The organism is Actinoalloteichus sp. AHMU CJ021 (genome assembly GCF_002895405.1).
Lineage (GTDB): Bacteria > Actinomycetota > Actinomycetes > Mycobacteriales > Pseudonocardiaceae > Actinoalloteichus_B > Actinoalloteichus_B caeruleus.
Window position 1 is genome coordinate 1,355,382 of sequence record NZ_CP025990.1, and the last position, 16,560, is coordinate 1,371,941.

Sequence of the window (16,560 nt, forward strand, 5' to 3'; positions counted from 1 at the left end):
GGGCCCCCTCGAACGCCGGGTTCGGGGTCCACCCCGAGGCGTGGAGGGGGCCGGGGACGTCCGCCCGCGCACCAGCGGCGGGCTGGTCAGCTCGCCTTCGACTGGGGGAGCCTGTCGACCTCGGTCGCGGGGACGCGGGGCGGGACCGGGAGCGTGCCGCTGGCCAGCTCCTCCTTCGCCTTGGTCGCGTAGATGTCCACGTACTCCTGCCCCGACAGCTCCATGAGCGCGTACATGATCTCGTCGGTGATGGCCCGTTCGACGAACCGGTCACCCGCCAGTCCGTCGTACCGGGAGAAGTCGAGGGGCTTCCCGACCTTGATGCGGATCGGGTGCGGCCGCCACATCTTGGAGCCGATGGGGTTGGCCTTGTCGGTGCCGAAGACCACGACCGGGATGACCGGGACCTTCGCCTCCAACGCCATCCTGGCCACACCGGTCTTGCCCTTGTACAGGCGCCCGTCGGGTGACCGGGTGCCCTCCGGGTAGACCCCGAGCAACTTCCCCTCGTTGAGCAGGCGCACCGCGGTGTCCAGGGCCGCCTGCGCGGCCGAACCACCGGAACGGTCGACGGGCACCTGGCCGACTCCGGTGAAGAACACCTTCTTCAGCCACCCCTTGACGCCCTTCCCCGTGAAGTACTCCCGCTTGGCGAGGAAGGTGACCCGTCTCGGTACCCGGAGGGGCATGAAGAAGGAGTCGGCCACCGCGACGTGGTTGCCGGCCAGGATGGCGCCGCCGGTGCGGGGGATGTTCTCCGCGCCCTCGATGCGCGGCCAGAAGAACAACCGCATCAGCGGGCCCATGAAGATATTCTTCATCAGCCAGTACATCACTGTGGCTTGCGCCTCCCTCAGCTACGAACCCGGAACCCCCTCGGCGACCGGGAACCGGCGGCCGGAGCAAGCACCAGCGTAGCCAGTCGGGCCGCGACGCACCCCCCGCCAGTGGCCCGTCCCGCGTGCGACGATGTGCCGGGTGCGCCCGTGACCGATCTCCCGGAGGAGGCCGCAGTGCCCGTGCTGCCCGGCGCCGAACCGTTCGAACACGACGGCTCGGCCGACGTCGGTGTCCTGCTGTGCCACGGCCTGACCGGTTCCCCGCACAGCCTCCGCCCCTGGGGCGAACGGTTGGCGGCGGAGGACTACTCGGTGCGCTGCCCCCGGTTGCCCGGTCACGGCACCCACTGGCGGGAGGTCGCCAGGACGCGCTGGCAGGACTGGTACGAGTGCGTCGAACGGTCCCTGGACGAGTTGCGGGATCGCTGCCGCACCGTGTTCGTGGCCGGCCTGTCGATGGGCGGCACGCTGGCCCTGCGGCTGGCGGAGCTCCGCCAGTCCGACATCGCGGGGCTCATGCTGGTCAACCCGTCGGTGATGACCCGGCGCCGGCTCGCGGCCCTCACCCCCTGGTTGGCCCACGTCATGCCCACGACCCGGGGTATCGCGGGCGGCATCGCCAAACCGGGGGTGCGCGAGGTGGGCTACGACCGCCTGCCGCTGCGGTCGGTGGCCACCCTCGCCGAGCTGTGGCGGCTCGTCCGCGCGGACCTCGGCAGAGTTCGGCAACCCGTCCTACTGTTCCACTCAGTGGTCGACGAGGTCGTCGAACCGGTCAACTCGCGAATCGTGCTTGACTCGGTGCGGAGCACCGACGTCACCGACGTCGTGCTGACCGACAGCGGCCACGTGGCCACCCTCGACTACGACGCGGACATCATCTTCAACCGGAGTGTCGACTTCGTGCGGCGGGTGCACGCAGCTCAGGCAGGAGACCGGCCATGACCCGAAGCCCGGGTGGGGCGGACAACCCGGAGGACATCGACGCGGCGTTCGCCGAGATCATCGAGGGGCTGCGCCGGGACACCGGTGGCAGCCCACCCTGGCCAGGGGAGGAGGACGGCCGCCAGCGCCGCCGGGACGCCACCTCGGACGAGGAGGAGCGGGAACGCGAACGCCGCGACCGGGAGGACCGGGAGGAGTCCGCCGCGGCAGCGCTCGCCGAGGAGGAACGGGAACGGGCCGCTCGCCAGGCGGCGGAGGAGGACGAGGGGCACTTCGAGCCCCCCGAACCGCCGCCGCTGCCCCGCCCGAAGCGGAGCACGGTGGGGGCGCTCGCCCTGATGGGCCTGGGCCTGTTGCTGCTGATCTTCCCCTCGCTGCTCGGTCTGAGCCGGGATGTGGCGCTGCCCCTCGGGCTGCTGGTGATCAGCGGAGCGGTCGGGCTGCTCCTGCTCAAACTGCGGCAGGGACCGCCCCCGGACTCGGGCTGGGACGACGGGGCCCGGCTCTGAGGCTCCGGGCTCCACGACCACGGAGCCGGTCGACCACGGAGCCGGTCGTCGGTAGGCCGCATGCCGAGATCATCGGGCGCCCTCGGCTCACGCCTCCCGTGCCGCGCTGACCGACCTGCCGAACCGGGCCCTCCAGGGGCGCGCCTCCGGCCGGGACGACGGTGGCACCCGGCACGTTCCGGTCCGGCCGGGTGCGGCTGCCCGGCGGAGGTGCGCACGGGGACCACGCCCGGACCCGCCCGGCTCACCGGGTCGGAGTCGCCCTGAGGGTGCTCTCCCGCCCCACCAGGTCGTCACGGGCCAGCTCGGCCGCTCCCACGATGCCTCCCCGACCACCCAGGGCGCTCACCCCGACGCTGGCCAGCGGGCGGTGCCCGGTCCCGGTCGCCGCGCGGGTGTAGTGGTCGACCGCCGAGGCCAGGTACAGCTCGGACGACGCGGCGACACCCCCGCCGAGGACGATCAGTTCCGGGTCGAGGACGTCCGACACCAGGGCGAGGCCTCGTCCGAGCCACCCGGCGAACTCGTCGAGCCCGGCCGCCCCCAACGGGTCACCGGCGACGGCGGCCTCGGCCACCCCCTCGCCGGTCAGTTCCCGCCCGGCCGCGAGTTCGGCCGCGAGACCGGAACCGGGCCACGACCGGTCGGTGGCCAGCTCGACGACGGTGTCCACGAGTGCGGTACCGCTGCAGTAGCGCTCCCAGCACCCGGTCTTGCCGCACGGGCAGGGGCGCCCACCCGGCACCAGGGAGAGGTGCCCGAGCTCGGGGGCGACGCCGTGCGCTCCCCGGTAGAGCCGCCCGTCGACCAGCAGCGCGGCCCCGATACCCGTGCCGACCGCGACCATCGCGACGACCCCTCGGTCCCGGGCCGAGCCGAAGCGGTACTCGGCCAGTGCCGCCGCGTTGACGTCGTGCTCCAACACGACGGGGGTCCCCAGGGCGACGGACAGCCGGTCCCCCACCGCCGCCCCCTGCCACGGGAGGTGCGGGGAGAAGCGCACGAGGCGGCGGTCCTCGCTGATGAACCCGGCCACGGCGAGTCCCACGGCGGAGACGGGGTGCCGTTCGCCCAGCTCGCGCACCACCCGGACCACCGCGGCGTCCAGCTCCGCCTCGGTCCGGGGAGTCGGGGTGGTCGCGAGGTCCACCACCCGGCCCGTCGGGTTGACCACGCCCGCGCGGATGCTGGTACCCCCGATGTCGATACCGACGGTCAGCACCCGTCCTCCCAGCGGACGGCGATGGGGCGCACGCGTGGCGCGTCCGCCGGCGGGGAGGGGCTGGGAGCGACCGGGTCGCCCGCCGTCGCCTCGTCGGGACGCGGAACGGCGCCACTGGTCGACGCCGACTCGGGCACCGGGTCGGCGTGGTCGACGTCCAGGACGTCCTCGTGCCCGTCCGGTGCCGCTGGCGGGTCCTCGCGGTCCCGCCCGCCCGTCGACGGTTCCTGGGCGGTTCGGTCCCCGGTCCGGTTCTCCCGGGCACCGGCCGTCGCGCCCGGGGCCGGGCTGGTCTCGTCCAGCGCGCTCCGCACCACCGCGAGCAGACCGAGCAGCTGGTCGGCCACCTTCACCCCGAGATCGGGGCGGTCCCCGCGCACCAGCCCGGAAACGGCGCAGACCGGGCACCCCACGCAGGAGGGGCCGTGCCGCTCCCCCTCCTCCGCGCGCCCGCGCAGCTGGGCGGCCCAGGGTTCCGCCCGCCGGTGGACGGTGTCGAGGAGCTGCCCGAGCTCGTCGAGGAGCCGCCTGCCAGCCTCCGGAAGACCGTCGTCCGGCCGTGGGTCACTCATCTCTCACCGCATCCACAGTCGGGGGTCGGGGCGGAAACGCACGGTCAGCCCACCGGGCCCCGCCGAGGCCGACACCACCTGGCAGCGCCGCAGCACCGATGGCAGGTCGACGAGCCGACGACGACCGTCGACGGTGACCACCAGCTCGTCTCCGACCCTCGCGAGGTCCAGCGCCGCCTCGGCGGCGAGGGGAACGGCGAGGCGGAGCAGGTAGTCCCCCTCGTCATCCTCGCGCCACACCGAGATCAGCCTGGTCGGTGGAGCGCCGGCCAGCGGGTCGTCCGCCCCGTACAGGGCGAGCGCCAGCTCACCCAGTCTGGGCAGGCCGACCGGCTCGTCGGCGACGTGCGGCACCACCCGCACCGGTACGTCGGTCGACTCGCGCACCTCGGTCAGGACCGCCTCCTGCTCGGCACGCCGCCGCCGCAACCAGTCGGCGGCCGTTCCGGTCTCGTCGCCGACGTCGGGCACGAGCCGGTTCACGACGACACCGTCGACGCGCACCCCCTGGAGGGCCAGCGCCGTCAGTGTCCGACGGGTCTCGGCCGCGACCACCCGCTCCGGGGTGAGCACGAGCCGTACGCTCGTCCGTTCCTGGTCGAGCAGCAACTCCCGCAGTTCGGCGAGCCGGTCGGCCAGCGCCCCCAGCTCGCGCCCGAGGCTGTCCCAGCGCTCCAGGCCGCCACCCGCGAGTCCGCCGAGCAGCCCCCGGACGGCTCGGCGGTGCGCCGGGAACAGCCGCTCGAGGTACCCGGCCAGCGCCTCCGGCAGGGCGACCAGCCGGAGGGTCTCCGCCGTCGGCGCGCAGTCCACCACGACGGTGTCCCACGGACCGGAGGCGGCCAGCCTCGCGACCTCGGTCAACGCCAGGATCTCCTCCACCCCGGGCAGGACGGTCAGCTCCTCGGCGTCGAACTCGTCGAGGCCGGCACCGGAGAGCAGGGTCCGCAGGTGCTCGCGCAGTCCGGCCCACGCACCGTCGACCAGCGAGCGGGTCTCGATGTGGGCGGCGGAGAGGCCGTCGTCGAGTTCGGCCACCCCGTCCCCGACCGGGACGCCCAGCGCGTCACCGAGCGAGTGGGCCGGGTCGGTCGACACCACCAGCACCTTGCCGCCGAGCGCGGCGAGGCGGGCGGCGCTGGCCGCGGCGAGGGTGGTCTTGCCCACCCCGCCCTTGCCGGTGAACAGCAGGAGTCGCACGGGGACCTCGTCAGGGAAGAAGGAGCGGGTGGGTGCCGGGGGGCCGGGCCAGCGGTCAGTCCCGGCCCTCCACGCGGCGCCTGAGCCCCTTGAGGGCGGTGTCCATCACGACACGTTCGGCCTTCCGCTTGAACAGCCCGATCATGGGGATGGTCAGGTCGACGGCGAGCGTGTAGACGACCTCCGTCCCACCGGGCACCGCCCGCAGCTGGTAGCTCCCGCGCTGCGACTTCTGGGTCTGCCCCTCCACCAGCTCCCAGCTGACGGACAGGCCGTCGGCCGCCCAGTCGTACTGGAGGACGTAGGTGTCCTTCACGATCCCGGCGTCCAGGGTGAACCGGACCCGCTCGGCTCGCCCGTCGTCCCGGGCGGCCAGGACACTGGTCTCCTTCAGCCCACCGGCCCACTCCGGGTACGCCGCGAAGTCGGCGATCACCGCCATGACCTCGGCTGGCGCCGCCTCGATGTGGATGGACTGGGTGGACTGGTCGGCCATGCTCGGCAGGTTACCGTGCCAGCCGAGGTCACCAGTGCAAGACGTAGGGGCTGGCCGTGCGCTGGAAGTGCCCCACGTTGACGCAGTCGGTGACGCCGATGCGCGCCCTGGCGGACCACGGTTGGTGCACGTGGCCGAACAGCGCCCACCGGGCCCGCTGGGCGCGGATCCGGTCCAGCAGCCCCTCCGAACCGATCTCGACGCGGCGCGCCACGACGTCGTAGCAGAGTTCGTCGAGCGCGGGGGGCACGTGGGTGCACCAGACGTCCACCTCGCCCAGGGCGTCGAGGGCGAGGGCGAAGTCCTCGGGGGTGCGCAGGTAGGCACGCCAGGGGGCCGGCCCCGTCAGTGGCGGGACCCCGGGGGGCAGCACCGCGCCGCCGGCGAACCCGAACCGCAGTCCGCCGAGGTCCACGCTCTGCCCGTCGAGCATCACCAGGCCCTCCCTGGCGTACTCGGGCCAGAGACGGGGGGAGTCGACGTTGCCCGGGGTCGCGTAGGTGGGCGCGTCCAGCGCGCCGAAGAGCACGTCGTACTGCTCCCGGACCAGCTCGTCGACCGACCCCGCCGGGTCGGCCAGCTCCCCCCACAGCGAACGGACGTAGGCGGCGGCCCGGCGCCCGTCCTCACGCCGCAGGCGCGCGAACGTCCGGACCCGGTCCGGTCCGAAGAGGCGGCCCAGCACGCCACGCTCGTGGTCGTGGTAGTCGACGATGTCGAGCAGATCACCGAGCACGACCACCGCGTCGGCCCCCGCACTCGCCCTGGCGAGTGCCTCGGCGTTGCCGTGTACGTCCGAAACCACGTGAACCCGCACGCCCCGAAGGTACCCACTGGCTGGTCGGGTGACCCCGGGATGTCGTCGACCCTCGGTGTCCCGGCGGTGGGAACGCCCCCGCGTTCAGCCCCGCTCCCGCTGGGCGCCGCCCCCGGTCCGGCGGGCCGGGTCGACCCCGGGCGGCCGGGTGCCGTCGAGCTCACCGCGTACGGCGAGGGCCACCGCGCGCCCCCGGGTCCGCCACCGGTTCCGGGCGACGGCGTGCGCCAGTGGGAGCAGTGCGGTGGGCCACCAGGACGGCACCACCGGGTCGGCCCGCAGGAAGTAGTGCAGCACGGTGCCGTCGAGCACGGGTTCCAGCCACACCTCCATCGTGCCGACCAACGGCCCGTCGACCCGCCACCGCACCCCCTCCGCCCCCCTGTCCTCCTCCACCCGCAGCAGGAGACCGGGCCACCAACCGGCCCAGCGCCGCTCGTCACCGAGCGTCGAGGCGGCCACCTCGGGCGGCACGGCGAGGAAGGTGTCGTCGGCGATGTCGACCACGGGCATAGTCGGACAGCGTGGCAGAAGCGGGCCCGGTGCGGGGTTCGCCCCGGCATCGGCCCTCCTCGGCGGAACGGCAGAATGGCCGTGCGGCCCACCCGCCGGACGAGGTGACCTCGGTCGGAGCGGGGAACCGGGCGAGCCGACTCCCGTCGGGTCGCGGTTGACGGGCGAGAGCACGAGCCCGCGAGGAGGCACCTGTGCGTGAGTTCACCGTCCCCGCCAGCTCCACCGTGCAGGAGGAGGAGAACCTCACCGACGTGGTGTGGGCCAACGCGGACCGGTTCGCCGGCGCGGTCAGCCTGCGCCGCAGGGTGCGGGGGGCGTGGGTGGACGTGACCGCCGCCGAGTTCGCGGCCGAGGTGCTCGCCGCCGCGAGGGGGCTGGTCGCCACCGGCATCCAGCCCGGTGACCGGGTCGCGCTGATGTCCCGCACCCGGTACGAGTGGACCCTCTTCGACTTCGCGGTGTGGGCTGCCGGGGGCGTGGTGGTCCCCGTGTACGAGACCTCGTCCCCCGAGCAGATCCGGTGGATCCTCTCCGACTCGGGGGCTCGACTGGTGGTGGTCGAGTCCGACGACCACCTGGACCGGTTGGAGGAGGTACGGGCCGACCTGCCCCAGCTGGTGTCCGTGTGGCGGTTCGATGACCCGGCGGCGGCCGGCGACGCCCCCGCCCCGCCATCTCCGACGGCCGCGGTCGGCGTGGACGGCCTCGTCACCGCCCTCGTCGACGGCGGCGGGGCGGTCCCCGAGGCGGAGGTCCACGCCCGCGCTCGGGCGGTGCGGGCCGACGACCCGGCCACCGTGATCTACACCTCGGGCACGACCGGGCGGCCGAAGGGGGCCGTGCTCTCGCACCGCAACCTGTTGGCCCAGGCCAGGGCCGAGATGGCCTGCGCTCCCGAACTGCTGCGGCCGGGCAATTCGCTGCTGATGTTCCTCCCCCTCGCCCATGTCCTGGCCCGGGCGACCTCGATCGCCGCCATCCACTCCAGGACCACGCTCGGGCACAGCCCGGACACCAGGGACCTCATGAGCGACCTGCGCACCTTCCGCCCGACGGTGATGGTCGGGGTCCCCCGTGTCTTCGAGAAGATCTACCAGGGCGCCCGCGAGCGGGCCAGGGCGGCGGGCCGCACCAGGATCTTCGACCTGGCCGCGGAGACGGCCGTCGCCCACAGTCGGGCCCGGGACCGCGCGGGGGTCCCGCTGGGGCTCCGGCTGCGGCACGCGGTGTTCGACCGGCTGGTGTACCGGAGGCTGCGCGCCGCCCCCGGGGGGCGGTGCCTGGCCGCGATCTCGGGAGGAGCCCCCCTCAACGAGCGGCTGGTCCACTTCTTCCGGGGTGTCGGCCTTCCCGTGTTGGAGGGTTACGGGCTGACGGAGACCTCGGCCGCGGCCAGCGTCAACACCTTCGGGGCGACCCGGGTCGGCTCGGTGGGCCGCCCGCTTCCTGGCACGACCATCCGGGTGGACGACTCCGGCGAGATCCTGGTGCGCGGCGAGATCGTCGCCGAGCGCTACTGGAACGACCCCGAGGCGACGCGGACGGCGTTCGGCGACGGCTGGTTCCACACCGGGGATCTCGGCGAACTGGACCAGGACGGGTTCCTGCGGATCACCGACCGCAAGAAGGACATCATCGTCACCGCCGCGGGCAAGAACGTGGCCCCCGCCGTCCTGGAGGACCGGTTGCGCGCCCACCCGCTCATCGCGGAGGCGCTGGTGGTCGGGGAGGGACGCCCGTTCGTCGGAGCGCTGCTCACCCTGGACGTCGAGGCGCTCCGCGCCTGGTGCGAGGAGCACGGCGTGGCCGGGGAGGACCGGGCCGGGCTCATCACCGACCCGAAGGTGCGGGCGGAGGTGGGACGCGCGGTGGACGAGGCGAACCGCGCGGTCTCGGCCGCGGAGTCCGTCAAGAAGTTCACGCTGCTCGACGTCGACTTCTCCGAGGCGGGCGGTGAGCTCACCCCGAGCCTCAAGGTCCGGCGGGCCGTGGTGGCGGAACGCTACGCGGCCGAGATCGAGGAGCTGTACCGGCGCTGACACCCACCGCGGGTCGACGCCCGGCGCTCCCCCGGCCGGCGGTGCCCGTCCGCGCACCGCGCCCGCCGCGCCACGACAGCTCGGCGACCGCCTCGGTCACGGTCGATCACCCCCGGATGAGCGAGGTCAGCCGTCCCGCCAGGGCCTCCCACCGCCAGTGGGTGACCGTCCACCGCCTACCGGCCTCCCCCATCGCCCTGGCCCGCTCCGGGTCGGCGAGCAGGTCCCCGACCCTGCCCTCGACGGCCGCCAGGTCGCGCCCGTCGACGACGTGCCCGGTGACTCCGTCCCGCACGGTCTCGGGCGCGCCGCCGGAGTCGCCGGCCACCACGGGCAGCCCGGTCGCCGACGCCTCCAGGTACACGATGCCCAGCCCCTCGACGTCCAGGCCGCGACCTCGGGTGCGGCAGGGCATGGCGAAGACGTCGCCGGCCGCGTAGTGCGCGGGCAGTTCCGCCCAGGGCACCGAACCGGTCAGCACCACGTGCTCGTCCACCCCGTGCCGCGCGGCGAGCCCGCGCAGCCGGGCCTCGTCGGGGCCACCCCCGACGATCAGCAACGCCGCACCGGGAACGCGCCGCCGGATTCCGCGCAGCGCGCCGACGAGCACGTCCTGCCCCTTGCGCCGCACCAGGCGGGAGACGCAGACGACGACCGGGCGGTCCCCCAGGCCGTAACGGGAGCGGATCTCGGCCCGGGCCGCCGGGTCGGGGCGGAACACCGTCGAGTCCACACCGGACGGGAGGTGTTCGAGCGCGGCCCACCTCCCGAACGCGGCGGCGAACCGGGACCTGGTGTACCGGCTGACATAGGTGATCACGTCCGCGCCGTCGCCGATGCGGCGGAGCGCCTGCCGGCTCCCCGGGAGCATGGACCAGCCGACCTCGTGCCCGTGCGTGCTGGCCAGGACACGGTGCACCCCGGCCTCCCGCAACGACGGCCCCAACAGGGCGAGCGGGGCCGCCGCTCCGAACCAGGCCACCTCGCAGCCCCGCGCACGAGCGATGTCCCTGGCCCGACGCGACACGTCCGGCGTGGGCAACATCAGCCCGCCGGGGTGGCGCACCACCTCGAAGGGCTGGCGGGCGTCGAACTCGGTGGCGGACTCCCCCGGGCCGCGCCACGCCGGTGCGTAGACGACGAGGTCGTCCGGGGGGAGCGCGCTGGCGAGGGCGTGCAGGTAGGCCTGGATGCCACCGGGGCGGGGCGGGAAGTCGTTGGTGACCAGCAACGTGCGGCGCACCGGGCGAGGGTACACGGCGGGCCGGGCGGCCAGGGCCGGCGCGCGGAAGGCGGGCGGGACGTCCGGGAGCGGCCCGGGCCACGCCACGTTCGCGCGCTCCCACCCCTCACCCGCGTGACAACGCCAGGCCACGCCGCGAAGATCGGCTACCGTTGGTGCATGGGAGCGCTTCGGAGGCTGTGGGGGAAGCCGGAGCGGACCGCCCCGAGCCGAACCAGGCGGGAGTACCCGCTGTGGTGGCTACGGCCGCACGACCGCCCGGTGCGGCACGGGATCCTGCCACACCACATCGGACGCCCGACCGAGCCAGAGGGCTACCGCGCGATGTGCGGCGACGTGGTCTGGCCCGCCCCATCGGACGCCAGTCCCCACGTCCCCCGCTGCGCCGCCTGCGTGCGGTGGGCACTGGCCCACGCGGACGAGACGCCGCCGCAGGCCCCGTACCTCGGTGACGACGCGGACGACGACTGAGTCCTCGCGGCTCGCCCGGCGGGACGTCCCGGGCTCACCGGTCGCCGTCACCCTTGCACCAGGGACACGTGACCGCGCCCTCCCTGGTGTGGATCACGCCGGAACCGTTGCACGGACCGCACATGATCGCGAGCAGCATCGACATCAGCATCAGCGCCCCTCCCTACCCCCGGTCGCGCTGCCGCCGGGGAACGCTCCGACCACGCCGAGGCCGCCCCGAGAGTAGCGACTCTCAGTGACACTGAGGTACCTCTGCGCTGTCACTTCGGCCCGGTTGTCGGTGGGCGGCCGATCTGGCGCGACGAAGTGCTTCCCCAGTCGATCAGTAGGACCAAACCCTGCTCCGTTCGGCTCCGAATCATCAGGGGTTCGGCCGCGCGCCAGGGACGGCGTGGGGGCGCACGACGCGGGAGCGAACCGACCCGTGGGCGGGCGGGCACGGCGCCGGAGGAGGGACGGCCCGGCGGGAGCGCCGGCCCCGGCCGGCACGACTCCCTACCGACCCAGCGGTTCGAGGGCGGCCAGGACCACCTCACCCCGGATGCCCAGCCCCCGCACGGCGGTGGGGCGCGGGAGGAAGACCTCCCGCGCCCCACCGGACTCCACCGCCGCTCCGCCGGGAGCGGCTCGCGCTCAGGCGACCCGTCGCATCGCGGTGACGGGACTGCTCGACGCGCGGTCGATCGGCACGACCTTCACCACGTCGCCCGTGGTGGGGGCGTGCACGACGTTGCCGCCGCCCACGTACATGGAGACGTGGTGCACGGGGCTGCCGTAGGCGATGATGTCGCCCGGGGCCAGCTGGGCCCGCGACACCGGAACACCGGCCGCCGCCTGCGCCCTGCTGTTGCGGGGGACGCCGATGCCCACCTGGGCGTAGGCCCACTGGACGAGACCGGAGCAGTCGAAGGTGCCCGGGCCGGTCGCGCCGTACACGTACGGCGTGCCCTGCTTGCCCAGCGCGACGTTCGCCGCCTGCGCCCCGGTGCCGCTTCCCGGCGGCACCTGCCCGTAGTCGGTCTGGCCCTCGCCGACGCCAGGCATCTGGACCTGGAGCTCCTCGGCTTCCTTCTGGTCGATGAAGGACTGGACCTCGGCGATCTTGGCGTCCATCGCCTCCTGCTTGGCGCCCAGCTCGGACTCGATCCGGACCGCCTCGGCCTCGGCCTCCTCCGCGGCGGCCCTGGCTTCGTCGGCCGCCTGCTCGGCGTCGCTGGCCTGGGTCACCACGGCGGAGAGGCGGTCCATCGCCCTGCGGTTGCCGTTGGCGAGGACGTCGAGCGCGGAGAGCTGCTGGAGGAAGACCTCCGGGTCGTCGGCCACCAGCAGGGCCGACAGCTTGTTGAACCGGGCGCCCTGGTAGGAGGCGCTCGCCAGCTGGTCCACCTCGTCGCGGAAGGTCTCCTGTTCGGCCAGCGCCTGCTCGGCCGTCCGGGTCGCCTGCTCGGCGTCCTCGGTCGCCTCACGCAGCTCCTCGCGCCGGGCCTCCAACTCGTCGTTGGCCTGGTGCAGCTCCTCCGTGACGGCGACCGCTTCCTCGTGGAGTTCCTGGAGCCTGGCTACCGCCTCGTCCTTGGTGTCGAAGTCCTGGGCGAGAGCGGGCGTGGGGAAGAGGCTCAGAGCCACCGCGACCGCGGTGGCGGCTAAGGCACCGCGCATCGTGCGGTTCCGTCGATGCGAAGCCACGTCGCACGCAACTCCTTTACGTTGTCTGACCGCCGACCGGAGATGTCCGCGGCATCGGTCCTCATCCGGCCCGGACCGGCACTCGATGCCCGGTCGGACCCGCCGACGCGCGAGACCGGCTCAGCTCCCCGACTCGCTGATGTGGCGGTGACCAGCAGAGCCGCCCTTCTGGGCGGCTGCCCGCCGCTAGGTCTCGGATAGGCTACGAGGCCCCGCGCCCTGAGTCCACCATCGGACAAGGGAAATCGTGAAAACATGCACAAGATCCGGAACGGGTGAAGATCGACCACGGTCCGTTCCGATGATCTTGGAAGTGTGACCTGGGCGTCCGCGTCGCTCCACACATCAGGCGACGACCACGACGAATCGCCCTGTGTGCATTGTCACCGGCACGCAACCCGCGCGCCCGACACGGACCGTGGCGAGCGTGGTGACCACGGGTACGGCGAGTGTGGTGACCACGCCGGCCACCTCACGGCACCGGCCCCCGCGTCCACGCACGACAGCTCCGGACACGTCGACCCGATCGCCGGAACCCGGTGCCGGTCGACCGGCCCACCCCCGCCGGGTGCCGAACCCTCGGTCGGTCGGTCCACCTGGGACGGGTGGGCGGAGCGGGCGGGTCAGATCCGGTTCAACCGGGCCAGCAGGACCGAGGAGGGCACCGGGTGGGCGCCCCGACGCCGCACCGAGTCGGCGACGGCCCGGTCGGAGGTGACCACGACCACCGGGCGCCCCTCCGGCTCAGCCGCCACCAGTGCCCGGATCACGTCATCGGCCAGGACACCGGGGTCGCTGAAGAGGACCCGCACCCCGCGCGCCGAGGCGACCGGCACCGCCACCACACCCGCGCCGTCGAAGACGACGGTGACCTCCGCTCCCGTCCTGGCCGCCAGCGCCCCCAGCTGGCCGTTGAGCCGATCCCGTTGTTGCGCCAGGGAGATGTCGGGGTAGCCGGTCTTGGTCACGTTGTAGCCGTCGACCACGACGTGCACGCTCGGCAACGCCAGGAGCCGGTCCAGGGCGGCGGGGTTCTCGACCCGGCCGACGCCCTGGGCCTGGCTCGCGCCGCCGACCAGGTCAGCGGGGCGAGGCCCGCTGCCACCCAACGCGAGTTCCCTGCGCAACCCGGTGACCGCACCGTCCAGGGTGTCCACCAGGAGCGCCAGTCGGACCTCGTCGGCCTGGCGGGCCTCCCGCGCGGCCTGACGAGCGGTCTCCGCGTCGGTCACCGCCCGGTCGGCGCGGACCCGTTCCGCCGCCGTCCGTTCCCGTTCCCGTTCCAGCTCCGCGGACATCCGCTCCACGGCCGCGGAGGCGTCCCGGCGGGCCTGGTCGGCCTCCTCCCGCGCCACGAGGGCCTCGTCCCTCGCCGCGCGCAGGTGCGTTCCCTGCTCCCGCAGCCGCCGACGCAGCCGGTCCAGATCCGACTCGCTCGTCGCCCGCGCCGAGCGAACCGCTTCCTCCGCCTCGTCGAGAGCCGCCCGCACCCTCTCCAGTTCGGCGGTGAGACGTTCGATCTGGTTCAACGCCGCGTCGCGTTCGGTCCGCAGCTGGGCATCCTCGACCCGCCGCGCGACCTCCTCGACATGCCTGGTCGCCGAGGGATCCCCCACCAGCAGGCCGGCCGCGGCCGCGGCCGCTGGTTCCTCCGGGCCCACGTCCAACAACTCGGGTTGGTTGCGGCGGGCCCAGTTCGCGACCGCCGCCCGGAACGCGGGGCTGGCCCGCACCGTCGCGAGCAGGGGCACGGCGCCCAGCCGCGCCCGTTTGGCCGGGGTGAACCTCGCCACCGGACGGAGCTGGTGGGGGACATCGGCGAGGGAGAGCCCGCCGAGCGCCGATGCGGAGATCTCGGCGAGGCGGAGCCGCACCGGTTCGGGCAGACCCTCCCAGTCGACCTCCGGCTCCCCGTTCTCCTCGGCGGCTGTCCCGTCACCGTCCTCGTGCTGACGCGCGCCGGCCTCGGCGGGCTGCTCGGGGTCGGACGGATCGCGTGGATCGGTCCCTGCGGTGTCGGCCGGCATCACACCAGGCTAAGGCGTCCGGCCAGTCACCCCAATTCCACGGCCCCCTTGTGACCGGCCGTACGGCGGGTCGCGCCTCCCGGGGTGTCGCGGCGGGCTCCGGGTGCGCCGGACCTCGGTCAGGTCCGCCGGAATCCCGAGGAGGTGGTGGGGAACTCCTGACCGGACCGCCGCGCCCTATCAGGGGCGGCGGTTAGCCTCCTGCCGGTGAGCACCAGGCACCCGCTCCTCGGCGCACCCCCCACCGGTCCCGGGGCGAACACCGCCCCGCAACTGTCCTTCGACGAACTGGGGACGCCGCTGCGCGAGGTCACCTTCGTCGTCCTCGACTTCGAGACGACCGGGGGGAACGCGGAGGCCGACCACGTCACCGAGATCGGGGCCGTGAAGGTGCGGGGCGGCGAGGTGCTCGGTGAGTTCGGGACGCTGGTCGACCCCGGACATCCCATCCCGCCCGCCATCACGGTGTTGACCGGCATCACCCAGGCCATGGTGACCGGCGCGCCGAGCCTGGGAACGGTGCTGCCCGCGTTCCTCGAGTTCGCGTCGGGGGCCGTCCTGGTCGCCCACAACGCCTCCTTCGACGTCGGCTTCCTGCGGGCGGCGTGCCGCCGCCAGGGCTACGACTGGCCGAGGCACACCGTCGTGTGCACCCTGCGCCTGGCTCGACGGGTGCTCACCCGAGGCGAGACCCGCGACCACAGGCTCGGCACGCTCGCCGCGCACTTCCACGCCGCCACCACACCCACGCACCGCGCCCTGGACGACGCGCGGGCCACCGTGGACGTGTTGCACGGACTCCTGGAGCGGGTCGGGGGACTGGGGGTGCGGTCCCTGGAGGAACTGCTCGACTACACCCCCGAGGTGAGCCCGGCGCGACGGCGGAACCGGGAACTCGCCGCCCACCTGCCGCACGCGCCCGGTGTCTACCTCTTCCGGGGCCCCCGCGACGAGGTCCTGTACGTCGGGACCGCGAGCGACCTGCGCCGGCGGGTCCGGCAGTACTTCACCGCGTCCGAGACCAGGACCCCGATCCGGGAGATGGCGGCACTCGCGACCAGGGTGGACCACGTGGAGTGCTCCCACCCCCTCGAGGCCAGGGTCCGGGAACTCCGGCTGCTCGCGGCACACCGCCCCCGGTACAACCGGAGGTCCACCAGGCCGGACAGCACATGGTGGTTGGCGCTGACCGACGAGGCCTACCCCCGGCTCAGCGTCGTCCGACAGCCGAGGCCCCTGGCGTTCGGCCCGTTCCCCTCGCGCCGGGCCGCCGTCACGGCGGTCGAGACCCTGTGGCGGGTGTCCCCCGTGCGGCAGTGCACCCGACGCATCCCCGCCGGTGGGCAACCAGGAGGACAGGCCTGCCCGCTCCTCGACCTCGGCCGGTGCGCGGCACCCTGCGTCGGCCGCCAGGACGTCGACGCCTACCGCCCCGCCGTCGACGAGCTGCGGGAGCTCTTCGCCGGCCGGGACCGGCGGCTCCTCGACACCCTCTCCGAACGCATCGACCACCTCGCCGGGGAACGGCGCTTCGAGGACGCCGCACGCGCCCGGGACCTCACCGCGCGGTTGGCGGAGTCACTGGACCGGGGCCAGCGGTTCGCCGCGCTGGCCGAGGTCGAGGAGCTCGTCGCGGCGGCGCCGGACGGAGCGGGCGGGTGGCACTTCGCCGTCGTGCGCCACGGTCGGCTCGCCTCGGCCGGCTCCGCACCGCGGGGCGTGCCACCGATGCCGGTGGTCGACCTGCTCGTCCGCTCGGCTGAGACGGTCATCCCGGAGGACGGCCCGCTGCGGGGAGCACCCGCGGAGGAGGTCGCCGCCCTCTGGCGGTGGTTGTCCACCCCGGGAACCCGGATGGTGCGCTGCTCCCGGCCGTGGACCGAACCGGCCTGGTCAGCGGGGGCGTGGCGCGAGTGGGTCGGCAGGGCCGCCGCCGGCCGGGCCGCCCAGGCGCAGCCCGACTGACCAGGCCAGGGCG

15 protein-coding genes are annotated in these 16,560 nt (G+C 74.2%); 5 read left to right on the forward strand and 10 right to left on the reverse strand.

Annotation, left to right across the window (positions count from 1 at the left end; genetic code table 11):
• Positions 1–86: 86 nt before the first annotated feature.
• Positions 87–836, reverse strand: coding sequence for a lysophospholipid acyltransferase family protein (locus C1701_RS05445; RefSeq protein WP_026418240.1), 750 nt, complete (start codon positions 834–836; stop codon positions 87–89).
• A 177-nt stretch (positions 837–1,013) separates the two neighbouring features.
• Here C1701_RS05445 and C1701_RS05450 point away from each other — a divergent pair, with 177 nt between their 5' ends.
• Positions 1,014–1,784, forward strand: a complete 771-nt coding sequence (locus tag C1701_RS05450) for an alpha/beta hydrolase (protein ID WP_026418239.1) — start codon at positions 1,014–1,016, stop codon at positions 1,782–1,784.
• Positions 1,781–2,293, forward strand: coding sequence for a hypothetical protein (locus tag C1701_RS05455; RefSeq protein WP_026418238.1), 513 nt, complete (start codon positions 1,781–1,783; stop codon positions 2,291–2,293). The genes C1701_RS05450 and C1701_RS05455 overlap by 4 nt, the downstream gene beginning before the upstream one ends.
• Before the next feature lie 244 nt (positions 2,294–2,537).
• Here the strand turns inward: C1701_RS05455 and C1701_RS05460 are convergent, their stop codons facing one another.
• The 6 genes from C1701_RS05460 to C1701_RS05485 form a co-directional block, all read right to left on the reverse strand.
• Positions 2,538–3,515: an ROK family protein gene (locus C1701_RS05460; RefSeq protein WP_103055638.1), complete on the reverse strand. Its 978-nt coding sequence runs from the start codon at positions 3,513–3,515 to the stop codon at positions 2,538–2,540.
• The gene (locus C1701_RS05465) at positions 3,509–4,087 is read right to left on the reverse strand and encodes a hypothetical protein (protein WP_103055639.1); all 579 of its coding nucleotides are present in this window, start codon (positions 4,085–4,087) and stop codon (positions 3,509–3,511) included. Before C1701_RS05465 ends, C1701_RS05460 begins: the two co-directional genes overlap by 7 nt.
• A 3-nt stretch (positions 4,088–4,090) precedes the next feature.
• Positions 4,091–5,287 carry an ArsA family ATPase gene (locus tag C1701_RS05470; protein ID WP_026418237.1) on the reverse strand — a complete coding sequence of 399 codons (1,197 nt, stop codon included), beginning with the start codon at positions 5,285–5,287 and terminating at the stop codon, positions 4,091–4,093.
• 55 nt (positions 5,288–5,342) lie between these two features.
• Positions 5,343–5,783 carry an SRPBCC family protein gene (locus C1701_RS05475; protein ID WP_026418236.1) on the reverse strand — a complete coding sequence of 147 codons (441 nt, stop codon included), beginning with the start codon at positions 5,781–5,783 and terminating at the stop codon, positions 5,343–5,345.
• Between the two features lie 28 nt (positions 5,784–5,811).
• Complete coding sequence (locus tag C1701_RS05480; protein ID WP_026418235.1) at positions 5,812–6,600, reverse strand: metallophosphoesterase family protein; 789 nt, start codon at positions 6,598–6,600, stop codon at positions 5,812–5,814.
• A gap of 84 nt (positions 6,601–6,684) precedes the next feature.
• Positions 6,685–7,113 carry a hypothetical protein gene (locus tag C1701_RS05485; RefSeq protein WP_035291800.1) on the reverse strand — a complete coding sequence of 143 codons (429 nt, stop codon included), beginning with the start codon at positions 7,111–7,113 and terminating at the stop codon, positions 6,685–6,687.
• Positions 7,114–7,307: 194 nt separating this feature from the next.
• Between C1701_RS05485 and C1701_RS05490 the strand changes: the two genes are divergently transcribed.
• Positions 7,308–9,155, forward strand: coding sequence for an AMP-dependent synthetase/ligase (locus C1701_RS05490; RefSeq protein ID WP_103055640.1), 1,848 nt, complete (start codon positions 7,308–7,310; stop codon positions 9,153–9,155).
• Between the two features lie 106 nt (positions 9,156–9,261).
• Here the strand turns inward: C1701_RS05490 and C1701_RS05495 are convergent, their stop codons facing one another.
• Positions 9,262–10,398 carry a glycosyltransferase family 4 protein gene (locus tag C1701_RS05495; protein WP_026418233.1) on the reverse strand — a complete coding sequence of 379 codons (1,137 nt, stop codon included), beginning with the start codon at positions 10,396–10,398 and terminating at the stop codon, positions 9,262–9,264.
• 159 nt (positions 10,399–10,557) lie between these two features.
• Here C1701_RS05495 and C1701_RS05500 point away from each other — a divergent pair, with 159 nt between their 5' ends.
• On the forward strand, positions 10,558–10,869 hold the full coding sequence (locus C1701_RS05500; protein ID WP_155886081.1) for a hypothetical protein: 312 nt from the start codon (positions 10,558–10,560) through the stop codon (positions 10,867–10,869).
• A gap of 633 nt (positions 10,870–11,502) precedes the next feature.
• On the opposite strand, the gene C1701_RS05505 is transcribed toward C1701_RS05500, so the two are convergent.
• The gene (locus C1701_RS05505) at positions 11,503–12,555 is read right to left on the reverse strand and encodes a C40 family peptidase (RefSeq protein ID WP_026418231.1); all 1,053 of its coding nucleotides are present in this window, start codon (positions 12,553–12,555) and stop codon (positions 11,503–11,505) included.
• 623 nt (positions 12,556–13,178) lie between these two features.
• On the reverse strand, positions 13,179–14,582 hold the full coding sequence (locus tag C1701_RS05510) for an NYN domain-containing protein (protein ID WP_337662159.1): 1,404 nt from the start codon (positions 14,580–14,582) through the stop codon (positions 13,179–13,181).
• A gap of 207 nt (positions 14,583–14,789) precedes the next feature.
• On the opposite strand from C1701_RS05510, the gene C1701_RS05515 reads away from it, so the two are divergent.
• Entirely contained in the window at positions 14,790–16,547 is a 1,758-nt protein-coding gene (locus tag C1701_RS05515) for a DEDD exonuclease domain-containing protein (protein ID WP_030103843.1), read from the forward strand.
• The last annotated feature ends 13 nt before the right edge of the window (positions 16,548–16,560 follow it).

Excerpts from the sequence above, each read along its gene's own strand:
- C1701_RS05510 (WP_337662159.1), bottom strand. The coding sequence starts at position 14,582 with ATGCCGGCCGACACCGCAGGGACCGATCCACGCGATCCGTCCGACCCC.
- C1701_RS05485 (WP_035291800.1), bottom strand. The coding sequence starts at position 7,113 with ATGCCCGTGGTCGACATCGCCGACGACACCTTCCTCGCCGTGCCGCCC.
- C1701_RS05500 (WP_155886081.1), top strand. The coding sequence starts at position 10,558 with ATGGGAGCGCTTCGGAGGCTGTGGGGGAAGCCGGAGCGGACCGCCCCG.
- C1701_RS05465 (WP_103055639.1), bottom strand. The coding sequence starts at position 4,087 with ATGAGTGACCCACGGCCGGACGACGGTCTTCCGGAGGCTGGCAGGCGG.
- C1701_RS05475 (WP_026418236.1), bottom strand. The coding sequence starts at position 5,783 with ATGGCCGACCAGTCCACCCAGTCCATCCACATCGAGGCGGCGCCAGCC.
- C1701_RS05455 (WP_026418238.1), top strand. The coding sequence starts at position 1,781 with ATGACCCGAAGCCCGGGTGGGGCGGACAACCCGGAGGACATCGACGCG.